Annotated in this window: 18 protein-coding genes; 11 read left to right on the forward strand and 7 right to left on the reverse strand. The window is 68.9% G+C overall.

All coding sequences use genetic code 11. The annotated features are described in order from the left end of the window. Positions 1 to 110 precede the first annotated feature (110 nt). Positions 111 to 1,109: an amidohydrolase family protein gene (locus JOD67_RS18805; protein ID WP_205118909.1), complete on the reverse strand. Its 999-nt coding sequence runs from the start codon at positions 1,107 to 1,109 to the stop codon at positions 111 to 113. Then, positions 1,106 to 1,486, reverse strand: a complete 381-nt coding sequence (locus JOD67_RS18810) for a metal-sulfur cluster assembly factor (RefSeq protein WP_205118910.1) — start codon at positions 1,484 to 1,486, stop codon at positions 1,106 to 1,108. Before JOD67_RS18810 ends, JOD67_RS18805 begins: the two co-directional genes overlap by 4 nt. 116 nt (positions 1,487 to 1,602) lie before the next feature. Between JOD67_RS18810 and JOD67_RS18815 the strand changes: the two genes are divergently transcribed. Beyond that, on the forward strand, positions 1,603 to 2,352 hold the full coding sequence (locus JOD67_RS18815) for an IclR family transcriptional regulator (RefSeq protein ID WP_205118911.1): 750 nt from the start codon (positions 1,603 to 1,605) through the stop codon (positions 2,350 to 2,352). On the opposite strand, the gene JOD67_RS18820 is transcribed toward JOD67_RS18815, so the two are convergent. After that, positions 2,349 to 2,921: a TetR family transcriptional regulator C-terminal domain-containing protein gene (locus JOD67_RS18820; protein WP_205118912.1), complete on the reverse strand. Its 573-nt coding sequence runs from the start codon at positions 2,919 to 2,921 to the stop codon at positions 2,349 to 2,351. The genes JOD67_RS18815 and JOD67_RS18820 overlap by 4 nt on opposite strands. Before the next feature lie 101 nt (positions 2,922 to 3,022). Between JOD67_RS18820 and JOD67_RS18825 the strand changes: the two genes are divergently transcribed. The 3 genes from JOD67_RS18825 (at position 3,023) to JOD67_RS18835 (ending at position 5,725) form a co-directional block, all read left to right on the forward strand. After that, complete coding sequence (locus tag JOD67_RS18825) at positions 3,023 to 4,381, forward strand: flavin monoamine oxidase family protein (RefSeq protein WP_205118913.1); 1,359 nt, start codon at positions 3,023 to 3,025, stop codon at positions 4,379 to 4,381. Further along, positions 4,381 to 5,238, forward strand: a complete 858-nt coding sequence (locus JOD67_RS18830) for an alpha/beta fold hydrolase (protein WP_205118914.1) — start codon at positions 4,381 to 4,383, stop codon at positions 5,236 to 5,238. The genes JOD67_RS18825 and JOD67_RS18830 overlap by 1 nt, the downstream gene beginning before the upstream one ends. Positions 5,239 to 5,299: 61 nt before the next feature. Beyond that, entirely contained in the window at positions 5,300 to 5,725 is a 426-nt protein-coding gene (locus JOD67_RS18835) for a guanyl-specific ribonuclease (RefSeq protein ID WP_205118915.1), read from the forward strand. Here the strand turns inward: JOD67_RS18835 and JOD67_RS18840 are convergent. Beyond that, positions 5,713 to 6,555: a LysR family transcriptional regulator gene (locus JOD67_RS18840; protein ID WP_205118916.1), complete on the reverse strand. Its 843-nt coding sequence runs from the start codon at positions 6,553 to 6,555 to the stop codon at positions 5,713 to 5,715. The genes JOD67_RS18835 and JOD67_RS18840 overlap by 13 nt on opposite strands. Positions 6,556 to 6,624: 69 nt before the next feature. On the opposite strand from JOD67_RS18840, the gene JOD67_RS18845 reads away from it, so the two are divergent. Continuing rightward, positions 6,625 to 7,134 carry a hypothetical protein gene (locus JOD67_RS18845; protein ID WP_205118917.1) on the forward strand — a complete coding sequence of 170 codons (510 nt, stop codon included), beginning with the start codon at positions 6,625 to 6,627 and terminating at the stop codon, positions 7,132 to 7,134. Here JOD67_RS18845 and JOD67_RS18850 read toward each other — a convergent pair. Then, positions 7,091 to 7,624, reverse strand: coding sequence for an RNA 2'-phosphotransferase (locus JOD67_RS18850; RefSeq protein ID WP_307782450.1), 534 nt, complete (start codon positions 7,622 to 7,624; stop codon positions 7,091 to 7,093). The genes JOD67_RS18845 and JOD67_RS18850 overlap by 44 nt on opposite strands. A 371-nt stretch (positions 7,625 to 7,995) precedes the next feature. Here JOD67_RS18850 and JOD67_RS18855 point away from each other — a divergent pair, with 371 nt between their 5' ends. The 4 genes from JOD67_RS18855 (at position 7,996) to JOD67_RS18870 (ending at position 13,085) form a co-directional block, all read left to right on the forward strand. Beyond that, positions 7,996 to 9,669, forward strand: coding sequence for an FAD-binding oxidoreductase (locus JOD67_RS18855; RefSeq protein ID WP_205118919.1), 1,674 nt, complete (start codon positions 7,996 to 7,998; stop codon positions 9,667 to 9,669). Between the two features lie 2 nt (positions 9,670 to 9,671). Then, the gene (locus JOD67_RS18860; protein ID WP_205118920.1) at positions 9,672 to 10,778 is read left to right on the forward strand and encodes a lactonase family protein; all 1,107 of its coding nucleotides are present in this window, start codon (positions 9,672 to 9,674) and stop codon (positions 10,776 to 10,778) included. A 210-nt stretch (positions 10,779 to 10,988) separates the two neighbouring features. Next, positions 10,989 to 11,864: an acyl-CoA thioesterase gene (locus tag JOD67_RS18865; protein ID WP_205118921.1), complete on the forward strand. Its 876-nt coding sequence runs from the start codon at positions 10,989 to 10,991 to the stop codon at positions 11,862 to 11,864. A gap of 57 nt (positions 11,865 to 11,921) precedes the next feature. Then, the gene (locus JOD67_RS18870) at positions 11,922 to 13,085 is read left to right on the forward strand and encodes a DUF418 domain-containing protein (RefSeq protein WP_205118922.1); all 1,164 of its coding nucleotides are present in this window, start codon (positions 11,922 to 11,924) and stop codon (positions 13,083 to 13,085) included. 2 nt (positions 13,086 to 13,087) lie between these two features. On the opposite strand, the gene JOD67_RS18875 is transcribed toward JOD67_RS18870, so the two are convergent. Further along, a complete protein-coding gene (locus tag JOD67_RS18875) occupies positions 13,088 to 13,387 on the reverse strand; it encodes an MTH1187 family thiamine-binding protein (protein WP_205118923.1) in 300 nt (99 codons plus the stop codon). Between the two features lie 83 nt (positions 13,388 to 13,470). Between JOD67_RS18875 and JOD67_RS18880 the strand changes: the two genes are divergently transcribed. Beyond that, positions 13,471 to 14,763, forward strand: a complete 1,293-nt coding sequence (locus JOD67_RS18880) for a wax ester/triacylglycerol synthase domain-containing protein (protein ID WP_205118924.1) — start codon at positions 13,471 to 13,473, stop codon at positions 14,761 to 14,763. Here JOD67_RS18880 and JOD67_RS18885 read toward each other — a convergent pair. Then, positions 14,760 to 15,176, reverse strand: coding sequence for an ester cyclase (locus JOD67_RS18885; protein WP_205118925.1), 417 nt, complete (start codon positions 15,174 to 15,176; stop codon positions 14,760 to 14,762). The two genes, JOD67_RS18880 and JOD67_RS18885, sit on opposite strands and share 4 nt — an antisense overlap. Before the next feature lie 75 nt (positions 15,177 to 15,251). Between JOD67_RS18885 and JOD67_RS18890 the strand changes: the two genes are divergently transcribed. Further along, positions 15,252 to 16,259, forward strand: a complete 1,008-nt coding sequence (locus JOD67_RS18890; RefSeq protein WP_205118926.1) for a helix-turn-helix transcriptional regulator — start codon at positions 15,252 to 15,254, stop codon at positions 16,257 to 16,259. The last annotated feature ends 35 nt before the right edge of the window (positions 16,260 to 16,294 follow it).

Genomic DNA, 16,294 nt, shown 5'->3' on the forward strand with positions numbered 1-16,294 from the left:
TTTCCCTCTGGCCGGACGGTCCGCACCCGACCGGTGACGTGGCCCTTCGGCCAGGGGGAAGGGGCCACGTTCAAGCACCCGGCTCAGAGCGCGCCAGCGCGACCATGCGGCTAGCTGGCGAGTTTCGCCTTGGTGGCTTCGACATCCATGCCGTGCAGACGGAGCAGGTTCTCGCCGAGGATCTTGCGCTTGGCCTGCTCGGTGAGCTGCGGATAGCCGTACCCGTCGCACAGGTCCTGCGGGATCTCGAAGTTCCAGAACGCCTCGAGGGCCCACTGGGGTTGCCAGATCGGTGCCTCCGAGCCGTACACGATCTTGTCCTCGCCGCACCAGAACAGCAGCTTGCCGAGGAGCTCGGCGAACAGTCGCGGCGCGCGGACGACGAAGTTGATCGAGGCGGCGAGGGAGGCGTGCAGGTTGGGGTAGCGGATCAGCTGCCAGCAGGTCTCGTCGATGAACGGCAAGCCGACATGGAAGATCACGAAGTTGATGTCGGGGAAGTTGGCGGCCGCGCCGTCCATGTCCCAGGTCTGCGTGTGCTCGATCGGCTGTGGGCCGAGCGGCACGCCCTTGTGGACGCCGATGAGGTTGATGCCGAGCTCCTGGATCCGTTCGAACACGGGGAACGCGACCTTCGCGTCGTCCATCCGCCAGGGCACGGGGCCGGCGTCCTCGTACCGGACGTTGTAGAACTTGAACGCCTTGGCGTTGTACTCCTCGACCTGCCGGGTGACGTCGTCGAGCGCCTTCTTGCCCTCGAGCGGGTTGACCGTGCCCCAGAAGATGGTGCGGTCGGGATCACGCTGGGCGAGCTTGGCGCAGTCCTCCCAGGGCGACAGGCCGTCCTTGTAGAGGTCGGTCAGCGGGAGGGGCATCGCGACGAGCATGTCGGTGTCGGACTTCTGGTAGACCATCTCGCTGATCTCGTCGATGGTCCACTTGTGCAGGAACTCTTCCGGCGGCATGACCTTCTGGCCCTCGGGGGTGAGGGTGGCGTGGAAGGCGTAGAGGTGGTTGGAGAACATCTGGCCGGCCGAGCCGTACGCGTTGTCGCTTTCGAAGTTGAACGGGTGCGCGACACCGTCGAACACGAACGCATCGCCGATCACGGTTCCTCCTTCGCTGCGTTCAGGGTGGCGAGGTAGGCCGCTGGAGATCCGGCGGCGACGGGTGGGGGCAGGAAGCGGAGCTTGGTCTGTGCTTCTGTGGAGAGCCGGTCGGGGCTCCAGACGTGGTCCCAGACGATGCGTACCTCGGCCTTGTGCACGCCGGGGAGGGCGGCCACGGCGTCCTCGATGTCGGTCAGCACGTTGGCGGCGAACGGGCACCAGCCCGAGGTGAGCAGGAGGTCGACCTCGGCGACGCCGTCGGTGGACACGGTGGCCTTGTGAAGGAGGCCCATGTCGACGACGGAGATGCCCTTGTCCCGGCAACACGGGTCGTAGACGGTGCGCAGGGCGCTTTCGATGGATTGGTCGACTTCCACTCTCCGAGTCTCGGCTCGGGGTCGGCGGTCCGGTAGTCCCTGGGTTTTCAGATGGTGAAACGGGCGGACTTGGTGATTACCATCGAATCGGCCGCGTGAGAGGGGAGGCTGGTGCGATGAGCGACGAGATCCCCGAGGACTTCGTGCGGAGCGTGTCCCGGGCGCTGCGCATCCTCGAGGTGGTGGGGCGCGAGCCGGGTCTGCCGGTGAAGGCGGTCGCGCGGCGGGTGCAGCTGAACATCTCGACGACCTATCACCTGATTCGGACGTTGGCGTACGAGGGCTATGTGGTGCGGCTGCCGAACGGGTGTTACGAGCTCGGGCAGGAGCTGCCGCGGCGGTTCCATGAGCTGGTGGGCTCGCTGGCACGGCCGCGTCGGTCCTCGGAGGTGCTGCGGCACTTGCAGGCGGTGACGGGGTTGAGCGCGTACCTCGGGCGGTTCCGGGACGGACGGGTGGTGATCGCGGAGGTTGTGGAGGGTGGCGGGTCGCCGTACCTGGAGGACTTCGAAGTGGGCTTGGAGATCTCCGCTCACGCGACGGCAGTGGGCAAGGCGCTGCTGGCCTCGATGCCACGCCCCGCGCGCCGCGCGTACCTGGCCGACCAGGGGTTGCGCCCGTTCACGGCGAACACGCTGACAGACCTGGTCGCGATCGAGTCCGAGCTGTCCTCGCTGCGGGCGGACGCGCCGGTGATCGAGCACGGCGAGTTCCGCGACAACGTGTCGTGCGCGGCGGGTTTGGTGACGCGGTCCGAGCCCGACGACCCGTACTGGGCCGTGGTGATCTCGGTCTGGGGAGACGACGTCCGCCCCGAAATCTGCACCGAGTTGATGCGTGCCGCCCGAGACCTGGCAACCGCCTAGAGGCCAAGTGGAATGAGGATCGTGTCCACGACCTTGAGGCGGCGCGCCTTCGTCCAGCTGGTCGGGTTGTCGAGGTCGGCGAGGACGAGGCCGTTGATCAGGACGTTCACGGTGTCGATCACGGTGCTGGGTCGGGCGTTCGGGCGAGGCCTCATGGCTCGGACGAGGCGGACGAGCTGGTCGTCCCACCAGGTGTTGAACGCCTGCAGCCAGTAGTTCACCGTGGGCTCGGTCCGCGCCCCCAGGATGATCGCGAGCCAGACCCGGTACTCCTCCGTGGTCGTCCCGATCACCGCCCACTCCACCACGGCGCGCAGGGCGGCTCGGCGGTCCTTGTTGGCCAGCAGCGTGATCAGGTGCGCCCGCTGGCGCTCGATCTCGCCGCGTACCGCTTGGCCGATCAGCTCGTCCCGCCCATTCGTGTAGTACGTCACGGTCGACGTCGACGTGCCGATCCGCGCAGCCACCGCCCGGACCGTCACCTCCTTGAACCCGTTCTCCGCGGCCATGCTCAGCACGGCGGCATGGATCATGTCCCGACGGGTGGCGTGATCGACTTCGCGTGGCACGTGCTCACTGTTGCAAACTACGGACGATCGTGCAACGTTTGTTTTAAAACACCCGTTTTAAAACGCGTGTTGTAAAACATGTGTTGCACCAAGGGGGAGTCATGCGGCGAGTCGACGTCGTGGTGGTGGGTGCCGGGTACGCGGGGCTGGCGGCGGCGCGGAGGCTGAGCCGGGCCGGGCTGGACGTGGTGGTGCTCGAGGCCGGCGACCGCGTGGGTGGACGAACGCAGACCGAACGGCTCGCCTCCGGCGGAGTCGTCGACCTCGGCGGGCAGTGGATGGCAGCGGCGCACACGAGGTTCGCCTCGCTGGCGGAGGAGTACGGTGCCGCCACGTTCGACGCCCCATCGACGGGCGCGAACCTGTTCCTCACCCACCGAGCCCGCCGCGCGTTCACCGGCGACTCCCTTCCCGTTGCACCACACGTCGCCGCCGCCCTCGGGTTCGCCCTGTGGCGCCTCGACCGGCAAGCCGCATCGATCGACGTCGAACGTCCGTGGGCAGCCAAGGACGCGGACCGCCTGGACGCCACGACCGTCGACACCTGGCTCCGCCGCAACGTCCCCCTCAAGCAAGCGCGCAGGATCCTCGAGCTCCTCCTCGGCGACGAGCTCTCGGTCGAGGCCGGCAGCGTCTCCCTGCTCGCTCTCCTCGTCGCGACAAGGACGGCCGGCGGCGTGAAGGCGGGCCTGACAGCGGAGGCCGTCGCCAGGCTGTTCGTCGACGGCGCCACCGGCCCGGCAGAAGCGATCGCCGCCGAGCTCAACGATCCCGTCCAGCTGCAAGCACGTGTCGCGACCATCCGCCACGCACGAGACCACCTCCAGGTCAGCGGACAGTTCGGAACGATCGAAGCCCACCGCGCCATCGTCGCCGTCCCGCCACCCCTCGCGGCAAGGATCGACTACGACCCGCCCCTGTCAGCAGCCCGCGATCAGCTCACCCAGCGGATGCCGATGGGCTCGGTGCTGAAGACGTTCGCCGTGTACGACCGACCGTTCTGGCGCGACGACGGCCTCTCCGGCCAGGCCATCAACACGGCAGGCGCAGCGCCGGTCACCGCCGACGTCACCAGACCTGGCGGCCCAGGAGTGCTGTGCTCCCTGATCCCCGGCCGCGCAGCACAACGACTCGCCGACTTGCCAAGCAACGAGCGCCGCGCGGCGATCCTCGCCAGCCACGTCCGCGCCTTCGGCAACCGAGCAGCCAAGCCGATCGACTGGCGCGAGAAGTTCTGGGCGGACGACGAGTTCTGCCGCGGCGGGTATGCGGCGTACTTCCCGCCCGGCGTCCTCACCAGCGTCGGCGACCAGCTGAGACGACCCATCGGAAGGATCCACTGGGCCGGCACCGAGACCGCGACCGAGTGGGCCGGGTTCGTCGAGGGTGCGATCCGCTCCGGCGAGCGTGCCGCCGACGAGATCCGTGCCGCCGCCGGTGACGCCGCTAGAGTGACGTGATGTCGGATTTGTACGCCCGCGCCATCGGACGAGGCAGCCCCAGCGTCCTCCTGGAGTGCGGCGTCGGACACCACTCGTCCTACTGGGGTGCCGTCCCCGATCGGATCGCGGCGTTCACCCAGGCGGTGTGCTACGACCGCCGCGGTCTCGGCCGCACCCCCCAACGTCGCGGGGACCTCACCATAAAGTCGTACCTCGCCGACGTGGCGACGGTCCTTCCGGACGGGCCGATGGTCTTGGTCGGCCATTCGTTCGGCGGGTTCCTCATCCGAACGATTGCCGCCGCCTGGCCCGAACAGGTCCAAGGGATGGTGTTCGTCGACAGCGCGACCGAGAACGAGTTGGACGGCCTACCCGAGCGCATCGTCAAGCGGGACGCGCTCGGTCCCCAGCTGATGGCCGTCAACGCCGTGGTCGCCGGGCTCGGTCTCGGCCGGCTGCCATCGGTTCGGCGCCGAGTGACAGCCGACTACCCGAACTTCGCGCCGGCCCAGCTCGAGGCCATTGTCGAAGACCAGGCCAGCCCGCCCTACTGGCTCGCGAACCGCGCCGAGTTGCGGGCGTACGCGACGTTCCGTGACCACGTTCAGGGAGCGGTGCTCCCCGACGTTCCCCTCGTGTACATCACAGCAACCGGGTACGGGGAGAAGCTGACAAAGTCGACTTTCGCCATGTCAGCAACGGAGTTCGCGGACTTCCACACCAAGCGGCAACGCGCGGCCTTCGAGCAGCTCACCTCGCACACCGAGCAGCTCCTCGCGCCGACGAGCGGACATCTGGTCCAGCACGACCAGCCCGAGCTGATCGTCGGCGCGGTTGAACGACTCGTGGAGCTGGCGCGAACTCCACCCGCCTGACAGGAGAACCCGCCGGACAGAAGGTCGCGAAAAGGACGCCGAGCGCTCTACCGTGGCAAACATGGACCACGACCCAAACGAGCACCATCGTCGCCAAGTTGGTCGGCCGCGAGTACTCCTGGGCATCGCGCTGGCCATCCTGCTCTCCGTCTTCCTGGGCGGAGCCCCCGCCAACGCGGCAACGATCGCGCCGGCAGCACTGCCGGACTGCGCGCTCGAGTCGTTGCCGCCCGAAGCCGCCGAGACCGTCGACCTGATCTACGACGGCGGCCCGTTCCCGTACCGCCAGGACGGGACGGTCTTCCAGAATCGCGAACGCCTGTTGCCGATCGAGTCGACGGGCTACTACCGCGAGTACACCGTTCCCACGCCCGGATCCGACACGCGCGGGGCTCGCCGGCTCGTTGGCGGCGGGTTCGAGCCGACCGAGCCGGAAGACCTCTACTACACCCGCGACCACTATGCGTCGTTCTGTCACGTGGTCTGAGGAACCGCCGCGACCATCGCCCCGACGAGCCGCGCCACCCGCGGGTCGTCGGGGCGGCGGTGGATCGCGTAGTACGGAACGTCCGGCAGGTCGACGATCGGGAGCTGGACGTGCTTGGTACGGACGCAGCCGTTCACGACCGCGGCGCCGACGCCGAGCCCGACGAAGTGCAGCAGCAACGGCCACCCCTCCGCCTCCACCGCGACCCGCCAGTCGACGCCGTGCAGCCATCGTTCGAGCAGTACGCGCAACGGGCGAGGCGCCGGCGGAACGATCAGCTCCAGCCCGTCGAGATCGCGCACCCGCAGTCGCCGCCGGCGCGCGAGCCGATGGTCCGCGCGTACGACCAGCGTCTGCGGGTACGCGGCGAGCAGCACGCACTCGAGATCGGTGGGGACCGCGTCCAGCACCGCGACGCCGACGTGCGCACGCCCGTCGCGTACCCGGGCGAGCGTCTCCGGCCGGGAGGCGGTGACGAGTCGCAGGTCCTGCCGTTCGGCGGCGATCACGTCGCCGAGCAGGTAGAGGTAGGCGCCCTGCCCGGCAGCGAGCACGAGTGGCTCGGCTGCATGGGTGCCGGTGAGCTCGCCGAGGAACTCGGTCAACTGACGTTCGCGGTCGCGGGCGAATCGCGCCAACCGTTCGCCGTCCGCTGTGAGGACGAGGTGGTTGCCGGTACGCAGATACAGCGGCCGACCAACCGCCTCCGCCAGCTTGCGCACCTTGACATGCAACGCCGGTTGGGAAATGTGCAGCTCCTCCGCCGCGCGCGTGAAGTTGAGGTGATCCGCGAACACCCGGAACGCGGACAGCGACTCGACCGGGAACATAACCCCAGACTATAGGTCCGAGATATCGAATAGTTCCGTACGAGAGGCAACGCACTGATCCTGGTGGACATGAACGAGCAAAGACTGGGGGTCGACTTCGGCCGAGTCATCAACGATGGTGCGTCGCATCCCGGCGGCGACGACACCGTGTTCCTGTCCGGCGGGCATGCCGAAGCGATGCGTACGCCGGAGGTGCCGGGTGCGATGGAGGTCCTCACCGACCTCGTCGAGCGGTTCGACGGCAAGGTGTGGATCGTCTCGAAGTGCGGCGATCGCATCCAGCGCCGCACGCTGGACTGGCTGGACCATCACCACCTCTACGAGACCACGGGAGTTCCGCGCGGCAACGTACGATTCTGCCGGCAACGGCCCGAGAAAGCCTTGCACTGCAGGGAACTCGGCATCACGTACTTCATCGACGACCGCGTCGACGTCCTCTCCCACCTGCGCGGCCTGGTGCCGAACCTCTACTTGTTCGGCCCACAACGCAGGCCCATCCCCGGCTGGGTCACCCACGTACCGACGTGGGCCGCGGTCAGTCGGGAACTCCTAGAAACTCGGCGGGAACGGACTGCGTGAGCCAGACGCCGTTCGTACTAAGGCGAAACTCGTGCCCGGTTCCGTGCATGTCGCCGGCGCGAACGACGAGAACGACCGGCTTGCCGCGGCGCGCGCCGACGCGGCGGGCCGTCTCCTCGTCGGGGGAGAGGTGAACGTCGTGCCGCCGCATCGGTCGCAGCCCCTCCCGCCGGATCTGCGGCAGGAACCGCGCGACCGTCCCGTGGTAGAGCAGTGCGGGCGGTTCGACGGCGGGTAGCCCGAGATCGACCGAGACGGAATGGCCCTGGCTCGCGCGGATCCGGTCGCCGTCGAGGACGAAGCGCTGCTTGTCGTTCGTCGCGACCACCTGCTCGAGCTCGGCGCGCGTCATCGGCATACCGGCGCGCTTGCACGCCGCGAGCAGCTCGCGTACGCCGACCCAGCCGCCGCTGTCGAGCGTGAGGCCGATGGCCGCCGGATCGTGCCGCAGGTACTTCGCGAGGAACTTCGACGCACGGACCACGTTCACGACAACGGAGTCTCGCATTCACTGCTTGACTTCAAGAAATCGCTCTATCGCGATCGGAGCGTGGCCGGATGCGGACGGGTCTTGATACTCAACAGGGACAGGGATTCCCGCGTCGAACGGATTCGACGCGGCATGATTCACCGCACGTTCGTCCGCCGAGCATCCTGAACGGCGTTGCGTTCAGGGCCTGACCTGGCGAAGGCGGGCAAACGCCGCCAGTGACGGCGGTTCGCGGAGTACGCCTCATACGGGCCGGAATCAGGGCGAGAGCGGGCTTCTTGACAGCCGAGACAGCCAAAGCCGGATTGACCAAATGTGCAGCTAACGTGTGCCGCTCACTCATCAATGTGCAGCATCACGGGGAGGGTCACATGACTGAGCTGTCTCGACGAGGGCTGTTGACGGGGGCGGCAGCGGCCGCCGCCGCGGTGGGAGGGACCGCCCTGGCGGCGAGTCCGGCCACCGCTACCACCACCGGCGCCGAGAGCGTCGCGCCGTGCTCGACCACGCTCGGCCCGGTGACGATCGTTCCGACGGACGCGCGGTATCCCGACGTCGTTCGCGGCACCAACCAGCGGTTCGTCGGCCGTCCGGAGCAGGTGCGGCTGGTCGCGACGACCGAGCAGGTCGTCAACGCCGTTCAGCAAGCTGTCCAAGCAGGCAAGCGGATCCAGGTCCGCAGCGGCGGCCACTGCTATGAGGACTTCGTCTACAACAGCGCCATCCAGGTCGTCATCGACCTGTCGGTGATGAACGCGACCTACTACGACCCCGACCACAACGCGATCGCGGTCGAGGCCGGCGCGGAGCTCCGTACGGTCTACGAGACGCTCTACAAGACCTGGGGCGTCACGCTGCCTGGCGGATCCTGCTACGCGGTCGCCGGCGGCGGGCACTTCACCGGCGGCGGGTACGGGCTGCTGTCCAGGTTGCTCGGCCTCACCGTCGACTACCTCCACGCGGTCGAGGTCGTCACGGTCGACGCGAACGGTACGGCGCAGCGCATCGTGGCGACGCGCGAGACGTTCGACACCCATCGCGAGCTGTGGTGGGCGCACACCGGTGGCGGTGGCGGCAGCCTCGGTGTCGTGACCAGGTTCTGGTTCCGCGACCCGAAGGTGCCGAAGGGCTCGCCGCCGGAGAAGGTGCTGCCGAAGGCGCCGCCGAACGTGATCGTGCACGCGACGTCGTGGCTGTGGGACGACCTCGGCGAGGCAGGCTTCACGCGCCTGCTGAAGAACTGGGGTACGTGGCACGAGGCGAACAGCGGGGCGAGCTCGCCGTACAAGGGTCTGTTCGGTTTGCTCAAGCTGTTCAAGCGAAACGACGCGAACTCGCGCATCGCGCTCACCACGCAGATGGACGCGACGCGTTCGGACGCGGCACAGCTGCTCGACGACTACCTGACCGCTGTCAACGCCGGCTTGCCAGCACAAATGGTGCCGCAGGCTGGGCCGATGGGGGAGCATCGCGCGCTGCCCCAGTTCGCGATTCCGACGCCGATGCCCTGGTTCCTCGCGACGGACTGGCTGTCCGGCGCGAATCCCAATCTGCGCTTCAAGAACAAGTCCTCCTACCATCGGAGGGGGTACAGCGACTCACAGATCGCCGGTCTGTACCGGCAGTTGACCCGAACGGACTACGTCAACGGCGACATGCTGGTCCAGGTGGACTCGTACGGCGGGCAGATCAATGCGGTCGCGGCCGACGCGACCGCGCGTCCGCAGCGCGACTCGATCCTCAAGTCGCAGTTCCAGGTCTATTGGGCGCCGGACCAGGCCGACGCGACGCACCTGCAGTTCATTCGCGAGTTCTACCAGGACGTCTTCCGCGACACCGGCGGCGTGCCCGTACCGAACGCTGTGACGGACGGTGCGTACGTCAACTACCCGGACGTCGACCTGAACAGCAGCCAGTGGAACACGTCCGGCGTGCGCTGGTCGACGCTGTACTGGAAGGGCAACTACGCGCGGTTGCAGCAGGTGAAGAAGAAGTACGACCCGCGCAACGTCTTCCGCCACACGCAGTCGATAGAGTTGGTTTAGTGATGAGACGTCGCGAATTCCTCGGCATCGCCGGTTCCGCGGCGGGAGCGATGCTGTTCCCCACCGAGGCTGCCGGTTCGCCCAGGCGGGTCTATCTGTCCAGCTACACCTCGGGCGGTGGTCCGGGCATCGGGTACGGGACCGTCGACGGCACCACCGGCAAGCTGAAGTTGACAGGCACGGCAGACGGTGGCGTGGACCCTTCGTTCCTCGCTCTCGCGCCGGGTCGACGAGCCTTGTACGCGAACAACGAGCTGGTCCCAGACGGGCTCGTCACCGCGCTCACTGTCGACGGGTCCGGCCGGCCTTCGCAGCTGAACCAGGAGCCGGCCGGGCAGGGTCCGGTGCACGTCCACGTCCATCCAAGCGGGCGGTTCCTGCTGTCGGCCTTGTACACGACCGGGCAGGTCGTCGTGCACTCGATCGGCGCGGATCGTCGGGTCGGGCCGGTGGTCGACTCCGTACAGCATCCGACGGATCCCGAGCTGGGTAAGCCGATCGTGCATCAGGTGGTCTCAGATCCCAGCGGTGGTTGGGTTCTGGCGTGTGACCTCGGGCTCGACTCGGTGTTCGCATACCAGGTCGACCTGCACACGGGCCGCCTCGGCTCGCAGCGTCGGACCCAGCTGGCCGCTGGTGCGGGGCCGCGGCATCTGGCGTTCGCGCCGACCGGGTCGTTCGCGTACGTGGCGAACGAGCAGGACTCGACGATCACGACCTGCCGGTGGGACGCGTCGGGCGGCGTGCTGACGCCGATCCAGACGATCAGCACGTTGCTCGACGAGCCGCCGACCCGCAACTATCCGGCGGCGGTGGTCGTCTCGCCGGATGGGCGCTTCGTGTACCTGTCCAACCGCGGCGACAACAGCATCGCGGTGTTCGCGGTGCTCGCGACCGGGCAGCTGGAGCTGGTGGCGACGCCGTCGTGCGGTGGGGTGTGGCCGCGCAGCATCGCGCTGGACCCGTCCGGGCGGTGGCTGTACGTCGGGAACCAGCAGTCCGAGTCCGACCAGGTCGTGTGGTTCCCACGGGACGTCTCGACCGGTCTGCTCGGCGCCCAGGTGGGGTCGCTCGACTTCACCGCGGTGTCCTGCATCCTGTTCGCCTGACGGATCAAGAGGTGGCGAGGTCGCGGGGTGCCTACTCCGCCACGGGCCAGGTCCGTCGCGCGAGCTTCCGCGCGCAGCCCGGACTCGCCCGGTTCGCGGATCCGTACGTAGACCGTCGCTCCGCCGGCGAGCCCGACACAGTGGACCTCGTCATCGCCGCCATTCACCCACGTTCACGCTGGCGGTGCGAGGCAATGGCACGATGTGCGCGTGCCACGTTCATTGGATGAGCTCGTCGACCTGCTGGACCTCGAGACGATCGAGGACAACCTGTTCCGCGGGCGGCAGCCGGAGACCGCGCTGCAGCGGGTGTTCGGAGGGCAGGTCGCCGGCCAGGCGTTGATGGCGGCCAGCCGGACGATCGACCCCGAGCGGATCGTGCACTCGCTGCACGCGTACTTCCTGCGCCCCGGCGACACGCGGGTGCCGATCGTCTACGACGTCGAGCGGCTGCGGGACGGCGGGTCGTTCAGTACGCGGCGCGTCGTGGCGCGGCAGCACGGGCAGACGATCTTCTTCATGTCGGCGTCGTTCCACACGCCCGAGCCGGGGTTCGACCACCAGGACGCGGCGCCGGAGGACGTGCCGAAGCCGGAGGACTGCCCGACGCTCGCCGAGGTGATGGAACGCGCCACCGGGCGTTCGAGCGACGCGTGGGCGGCGGAGTGGGCGGCGCTCGACGTTCGGTACGTCGGCGACTCGCTGCGCGGCGACGAGTCGCTGCGCGATCCGGCCCACCCGGCGCGGGCGCGGGTGTGGATCCGGGCGGCGGGGGAGCTGTCCGACGAGACCGCGCAGCACAGCTGCGTACTCGCGTACGCCAGCGACCTCACGTTGCTCGGCGCGACTTTGGTGCCGCACCGTACGCATATCGGTGCGGGTGACGTGCAGACCGCGTCGCTCGACCACGCCATGTGGTTCCATCGGCCCTTCCGCGCCGACCGGTGGCTGCTGTACGACCAGGTCTCGCCGTCGGCTTCGGACGCGCGCGGGCTCGCGACCGGCAACCTGTTCGACCTCGACGGCCGCCTCGTCGCTTCCGTCGTGCAGGAAGGGCTGATCCGGCAGCTGCGACCAAAGTCGTGACTGACCGAGACCTTCGATGAATCGCCCGTGACCTTCGTTCGGGCTTGACTCGACGGTATGACTGCCGTGACCGCTCCCGCGCCCGGACCGACCAGGTTGGGCGAACGGGTGCTCGCGCCCGACCTCGCTCGCGGGTTCATGCTGCTGTGCATCGCGCTCGCGAACTCCCACTACTTCCTGCAGGGCGGGCCGACTTTAGGAGGGTTCCCGCGCGGGTTGACGGGGGTCGACGGGGTGGTGGCGGGGGTCCTTTCGTCGGCGGTGGACGGTCGTTCGTACCCGATGTTCGCGACTTTGTTCGGGTACGGAGTCGCACACATCTACGCGCGCCAGCAGGCCGCGGGGCGGGAGTGGAAGCCGACGCGGAAGCTGCTCCGGCGCCGCAGCCTGTGGATGATCGCGATCGGCCTGCTGCACGGGCTGTTGCTGTACGTCGGCGACATCATCGCGGCCTACGGGATCCTCGCGTTCCTGCTGGTGCCGGTGCTGCGCTGGAAGGACCGGTGGGTGGCGGGCCTCGCGGCGCTGTTCTTCGTGGTGTTGGCGGTGCCGTACGGGGACAGCGGCTCGCTGGCGATCTCGTCGGCCGACAAGGTCGACACGACGATGGTGCCCGAGACGATCGTGTCGCAGCTCGTCGACCGCGCACTGGCGCTGCCGCTCGTCGTGCCGTGGGAGCCGGTCGCGCTCGCGTTCCCATTCCTGGTCGGCATCCTCGCGGCGCGGCATCGGGTGCTCGACGAACCCGCGCGGCATCTGACTTTGCTGCGCTGGATGGCGGTGGTCGGGATCGCCGTCGGGCTGCTGGGCGGGCTGCCGACGGGGCTGATGGTATCGGGGGTCATCGCGCAGCCGGCCGACGCGACGCTGAACCTGTTCGGCACGCTGCACGACAGCACCGGCTACTTCGGCGGCTTCGGCTACGCGGCCGCGATCGCCCTGCTGGCCGTACGCCTCAGCGCGCGGCGCGGTGTGGTGACGCAGGCGATCGCGGCCGTGGGCCAGCGGTCGATGACGTGCTACCTGAGCCAGTCGGTGGTGTGGACAGTGGTGTTCGCCGGGTACGCGCTCGACCTGAGCGGGACGTTGTCGGTGACCGCGGTGGCAGGCATCGCCCTCGCGACGTGGCTGGCCACCGTGGTGATCGCCGACCTCATGCGCCGCCGCGACCGCCGCGGCCCGTTCGAAGTCCTGCTCCGCCGCCTGACGTACCAGCGCTGACCTCAGCCGCCGAGGATGCGCTCGACGCGTTCGACCTTCGCGGTGAGCTCGCCGGTGTGGCCGGGGCGGATGTCGGCCTTCAAGACCAACCCCACCCGCGGCGAGTGCGCGGCCACGGCGTCGACGGCGGCCTTCACGACCGCCATCACTTCGTCCCACTCGCCCTCGATGTTGGTGAACATCGCGTTCGTCTCGTTCGGGAGGCCGGACTCGCGCACGATCCGTACGGCCTCCGCCACTGCTTCGCTGACGCCGCCGGTCGAGTCGCCGCCGGCCGGACTGATGCTGAATGCCACGATCATGAACCCCACCCTGCCGCCCTCTAACGCTCGGAGCCAATTGCGCCTACGGTGGGACCCGCGCGGGGTCGGCGCGAGGAGGGGATTTGCAGCAGCTGACCGGACTGGACGCATCGTTCCTGTCGAACGGTGCCCGAACACGGAGCGGGCATGTCGGCACGGTGTGCCTCCTCGATCCCAGTACGGCGAAGGAACCCCTCACCCTCGATCGCTTCACGCAGGCCATCGAGCCCCGTCTGTTCCTCCTCCCGAACTTCAAGAAGCGCCTCGTCGAACTGCCGTTGTCGCTCGAGCCGGCGTACTTCGTCGACGACGACGAGTTCGACATCGAGTTCCACGTACGTGAGCTCACGCTGCCGCGACCGGGCGACGACAAGCAGCTCGCCGAGCAGGTGTCGCGGCTGCATGCCCGGCCGCTCGACCGGAGCCGCCCGCTCTGGGAGGTGTACCTGGTCAGCGGCCTGTCCGGCGACCGGCTCGCGATCTACAGCAAGGTCGACCACACGGTGCTCGAGGGCAGCGACCGCGACCTGCTCACCGCCGTGCTCGACCTGACGCCGGAACGGCGCGAGTTGCCGCGCCGGCGGTCGCAGCCGCGGTCGAGCGGACTGGGGCAGCTGTTCAAGAGCGCGATCTCGGTCGCCAGCCAGTCGTTGCGGGTCGCCCAGCAGACCGCGAACGTCCTGCGGCTCGCGCCGAGCATCGTGTCGGCCGTCGCCCGTACGGTGACGCGGTCGGTGGAGGAGCCGGCGGTCGAGGAGGTCGGTCGGCGTGCGCCGCGGACTCCGTTCAACGCGGCGATCACCCAACGCCGGCGGTGGGCGTTCTGCTCGGTGCCGCGGACGGACGTCGAACGCATCGAACGTGCCGCGCAGCTCTCCGGCGACGCCGTCGTCCGCGCGCTCGCCGCCGGCGGGCTGCGGCGCTGGCTGATCGAGCACGAGTCGCTGCCCGCCGCGCCGCTCGTCGCGGCGGTCCCTGCCGACGGGCTGTTCGCGCGGCTGCCGACCCAGCACGCCGACCCGAAGGAACGGCTGCACGCCCTCCGCGGTGGCGCCGCCGTTCGGCCGATTCCCGCGCGGCTGCGGACGACGGACCGGATCAACGCGTTCAACCTCGTGCTCTCCACCACCGCCGGCCCGAACGTGCCGCTCTACCTCGCCGGCGCCGAGCTCACCGGGTCCTACCCGGTGTCGGCGATCGCGGACGGACACGGCCTCACGATCGCCGTGATCCGGCTTCGCGACCGCCTGTACTTCGGCATCACCGCCTGCCGCGAGCTCGTCCCCGACGCCGATCGCCTGGCGACGTACATCCGCGACGAGCTCCGCGTGCTGAAGAAGGCGGTCCGCAAGCCGCTCGAGTGGGTCGGCGGCTAAGCGAGCCCGAGCTGGCGCAGCAGGCCGAGGTCGTCCAGCTGGCCCCACCGTTCGACGATCCGGTCACCCTCGATGCGGAAGACGTTCATGCCGCGCAACGTCAGTTTCTCGCCCGTCCCCGGTACGCCCATCAGCGTGCCCTTGTGCGTGCCCGTGGCGGTGAACTGCTCGACGACGAGGTCGCCCTCGGCGACGAACCGCACGACCGTCGACGTCCAGTCCGGCAACGCCTCGCGGAACATCGCGGCCGCGCGGCGCAGCCCCTCCTGCCCGTTCGGCGCGTCGGGGATCGGCGGGTCGTGGTCGACGAACGTCGGTGCGAGGTAGCGGTCGATCGCGCCGAGATCGCCTTGGCTGAAGAGCTCCTGGATGAACCTGTCCACGAGCTGCTTGTTCTGTTCGGTGTTCGACATGTGCGTAGCGTCGGCGAGTCGAGCGTTCGCCCGTATCCCAGAAAGGTGGGAACTTTCGGGGGCATACTCGAACGCGTGACCTCGGCGGTGCTGGCGCGGGCGGAACGGGAGGTGGTCCGCCTCTGTCACAGCGGTCTCGACCCGGAAGCGTTGCGCGAACGCCTGCTGCGGACGCTGCGCCGGGCGATGTCGATCGACGCCGCGTTCTTCGCCACGGCCGATCCCGAGACGTTGCTGTTCACCAGCGCGTACGCCGACGAACCCTTGGGCAGCGCGACCGACCGATTCCTCGCGAACGAGTACGGCGGCACCGACCACAACCGGTTCGCGGCCCTCGCGACGGCTCGTTCCCACGTCGCCTCGCTCGATGCCTCGACCCGGCGCGATCGGTTCGCCAGCAAGCGCTACAGCGAGATCATGCGACCGCTCGGGTTGGGTGACGAGCTGCGGGCGGCGTTCGTCGCAGGCGCCGACTGCTGGGGCTATCTGTGCCTACACCGCGAGGACGCCTCGGCCGGCTTCTCCCGTACCGAGGCCGCCCTCATCGCGCGGATCGGGCCGCACGTCGCGCACGGCCTTCGCCAGGGCGCGTTGCTGGGCTCGGTGTCGACGACGGCGCCACCTCCCGGCGTCCTGCTGCTCGACGATCGGCTGGAGGTCGTCGCGACCACCCCCGAAGCGTCCGACCTGCTGTCTCTGTTGCCGTGCGCGGCGGGGCTACCGGTCGCGGTGTACGCTGCCGCGGCCGCGTTGCGCGGCGGACAGCTGCCCACGGCCCGCGTTCGGGCCGCGGATGGCGGCTGGCTGCACGTGTATGCCTCCCGCCTCACGGCCGACCGCATCGCCGTCGTGGTCGAGCGCGCGACGCCCCACGCCACCGCTGCGCTGTTGCTGTCGGCGTACGGGCTCAGTCGACGCGAACGCGACGTCGCCACCGCTGTCATCCGCGGCGAGTCGACGAAGGAGATCTCCGCGGCGCTCCACCTGTCGGAGTACACGGTGCAGGACCATCTCAAGGCGGTGTTCGACAAGGTCGGAGTCCGCAGCCGACGCGAGCTCGTGGGCCTGCTTCTCGGTGCGTGAGCTGGGGCTTGCATTCGGTACCCGGGTACGGACTT

Source organism: Tenggerimyces flavus (assembly GCF_016907715.1).
GTDB classification, from domain to species: domain Bacteria; phylum Actinomycetota; class Actinomycetes; order Propionibacteriales; family Actinopolymorphaceae; genus Tenggerimyces; species Tenggerimyces flavus.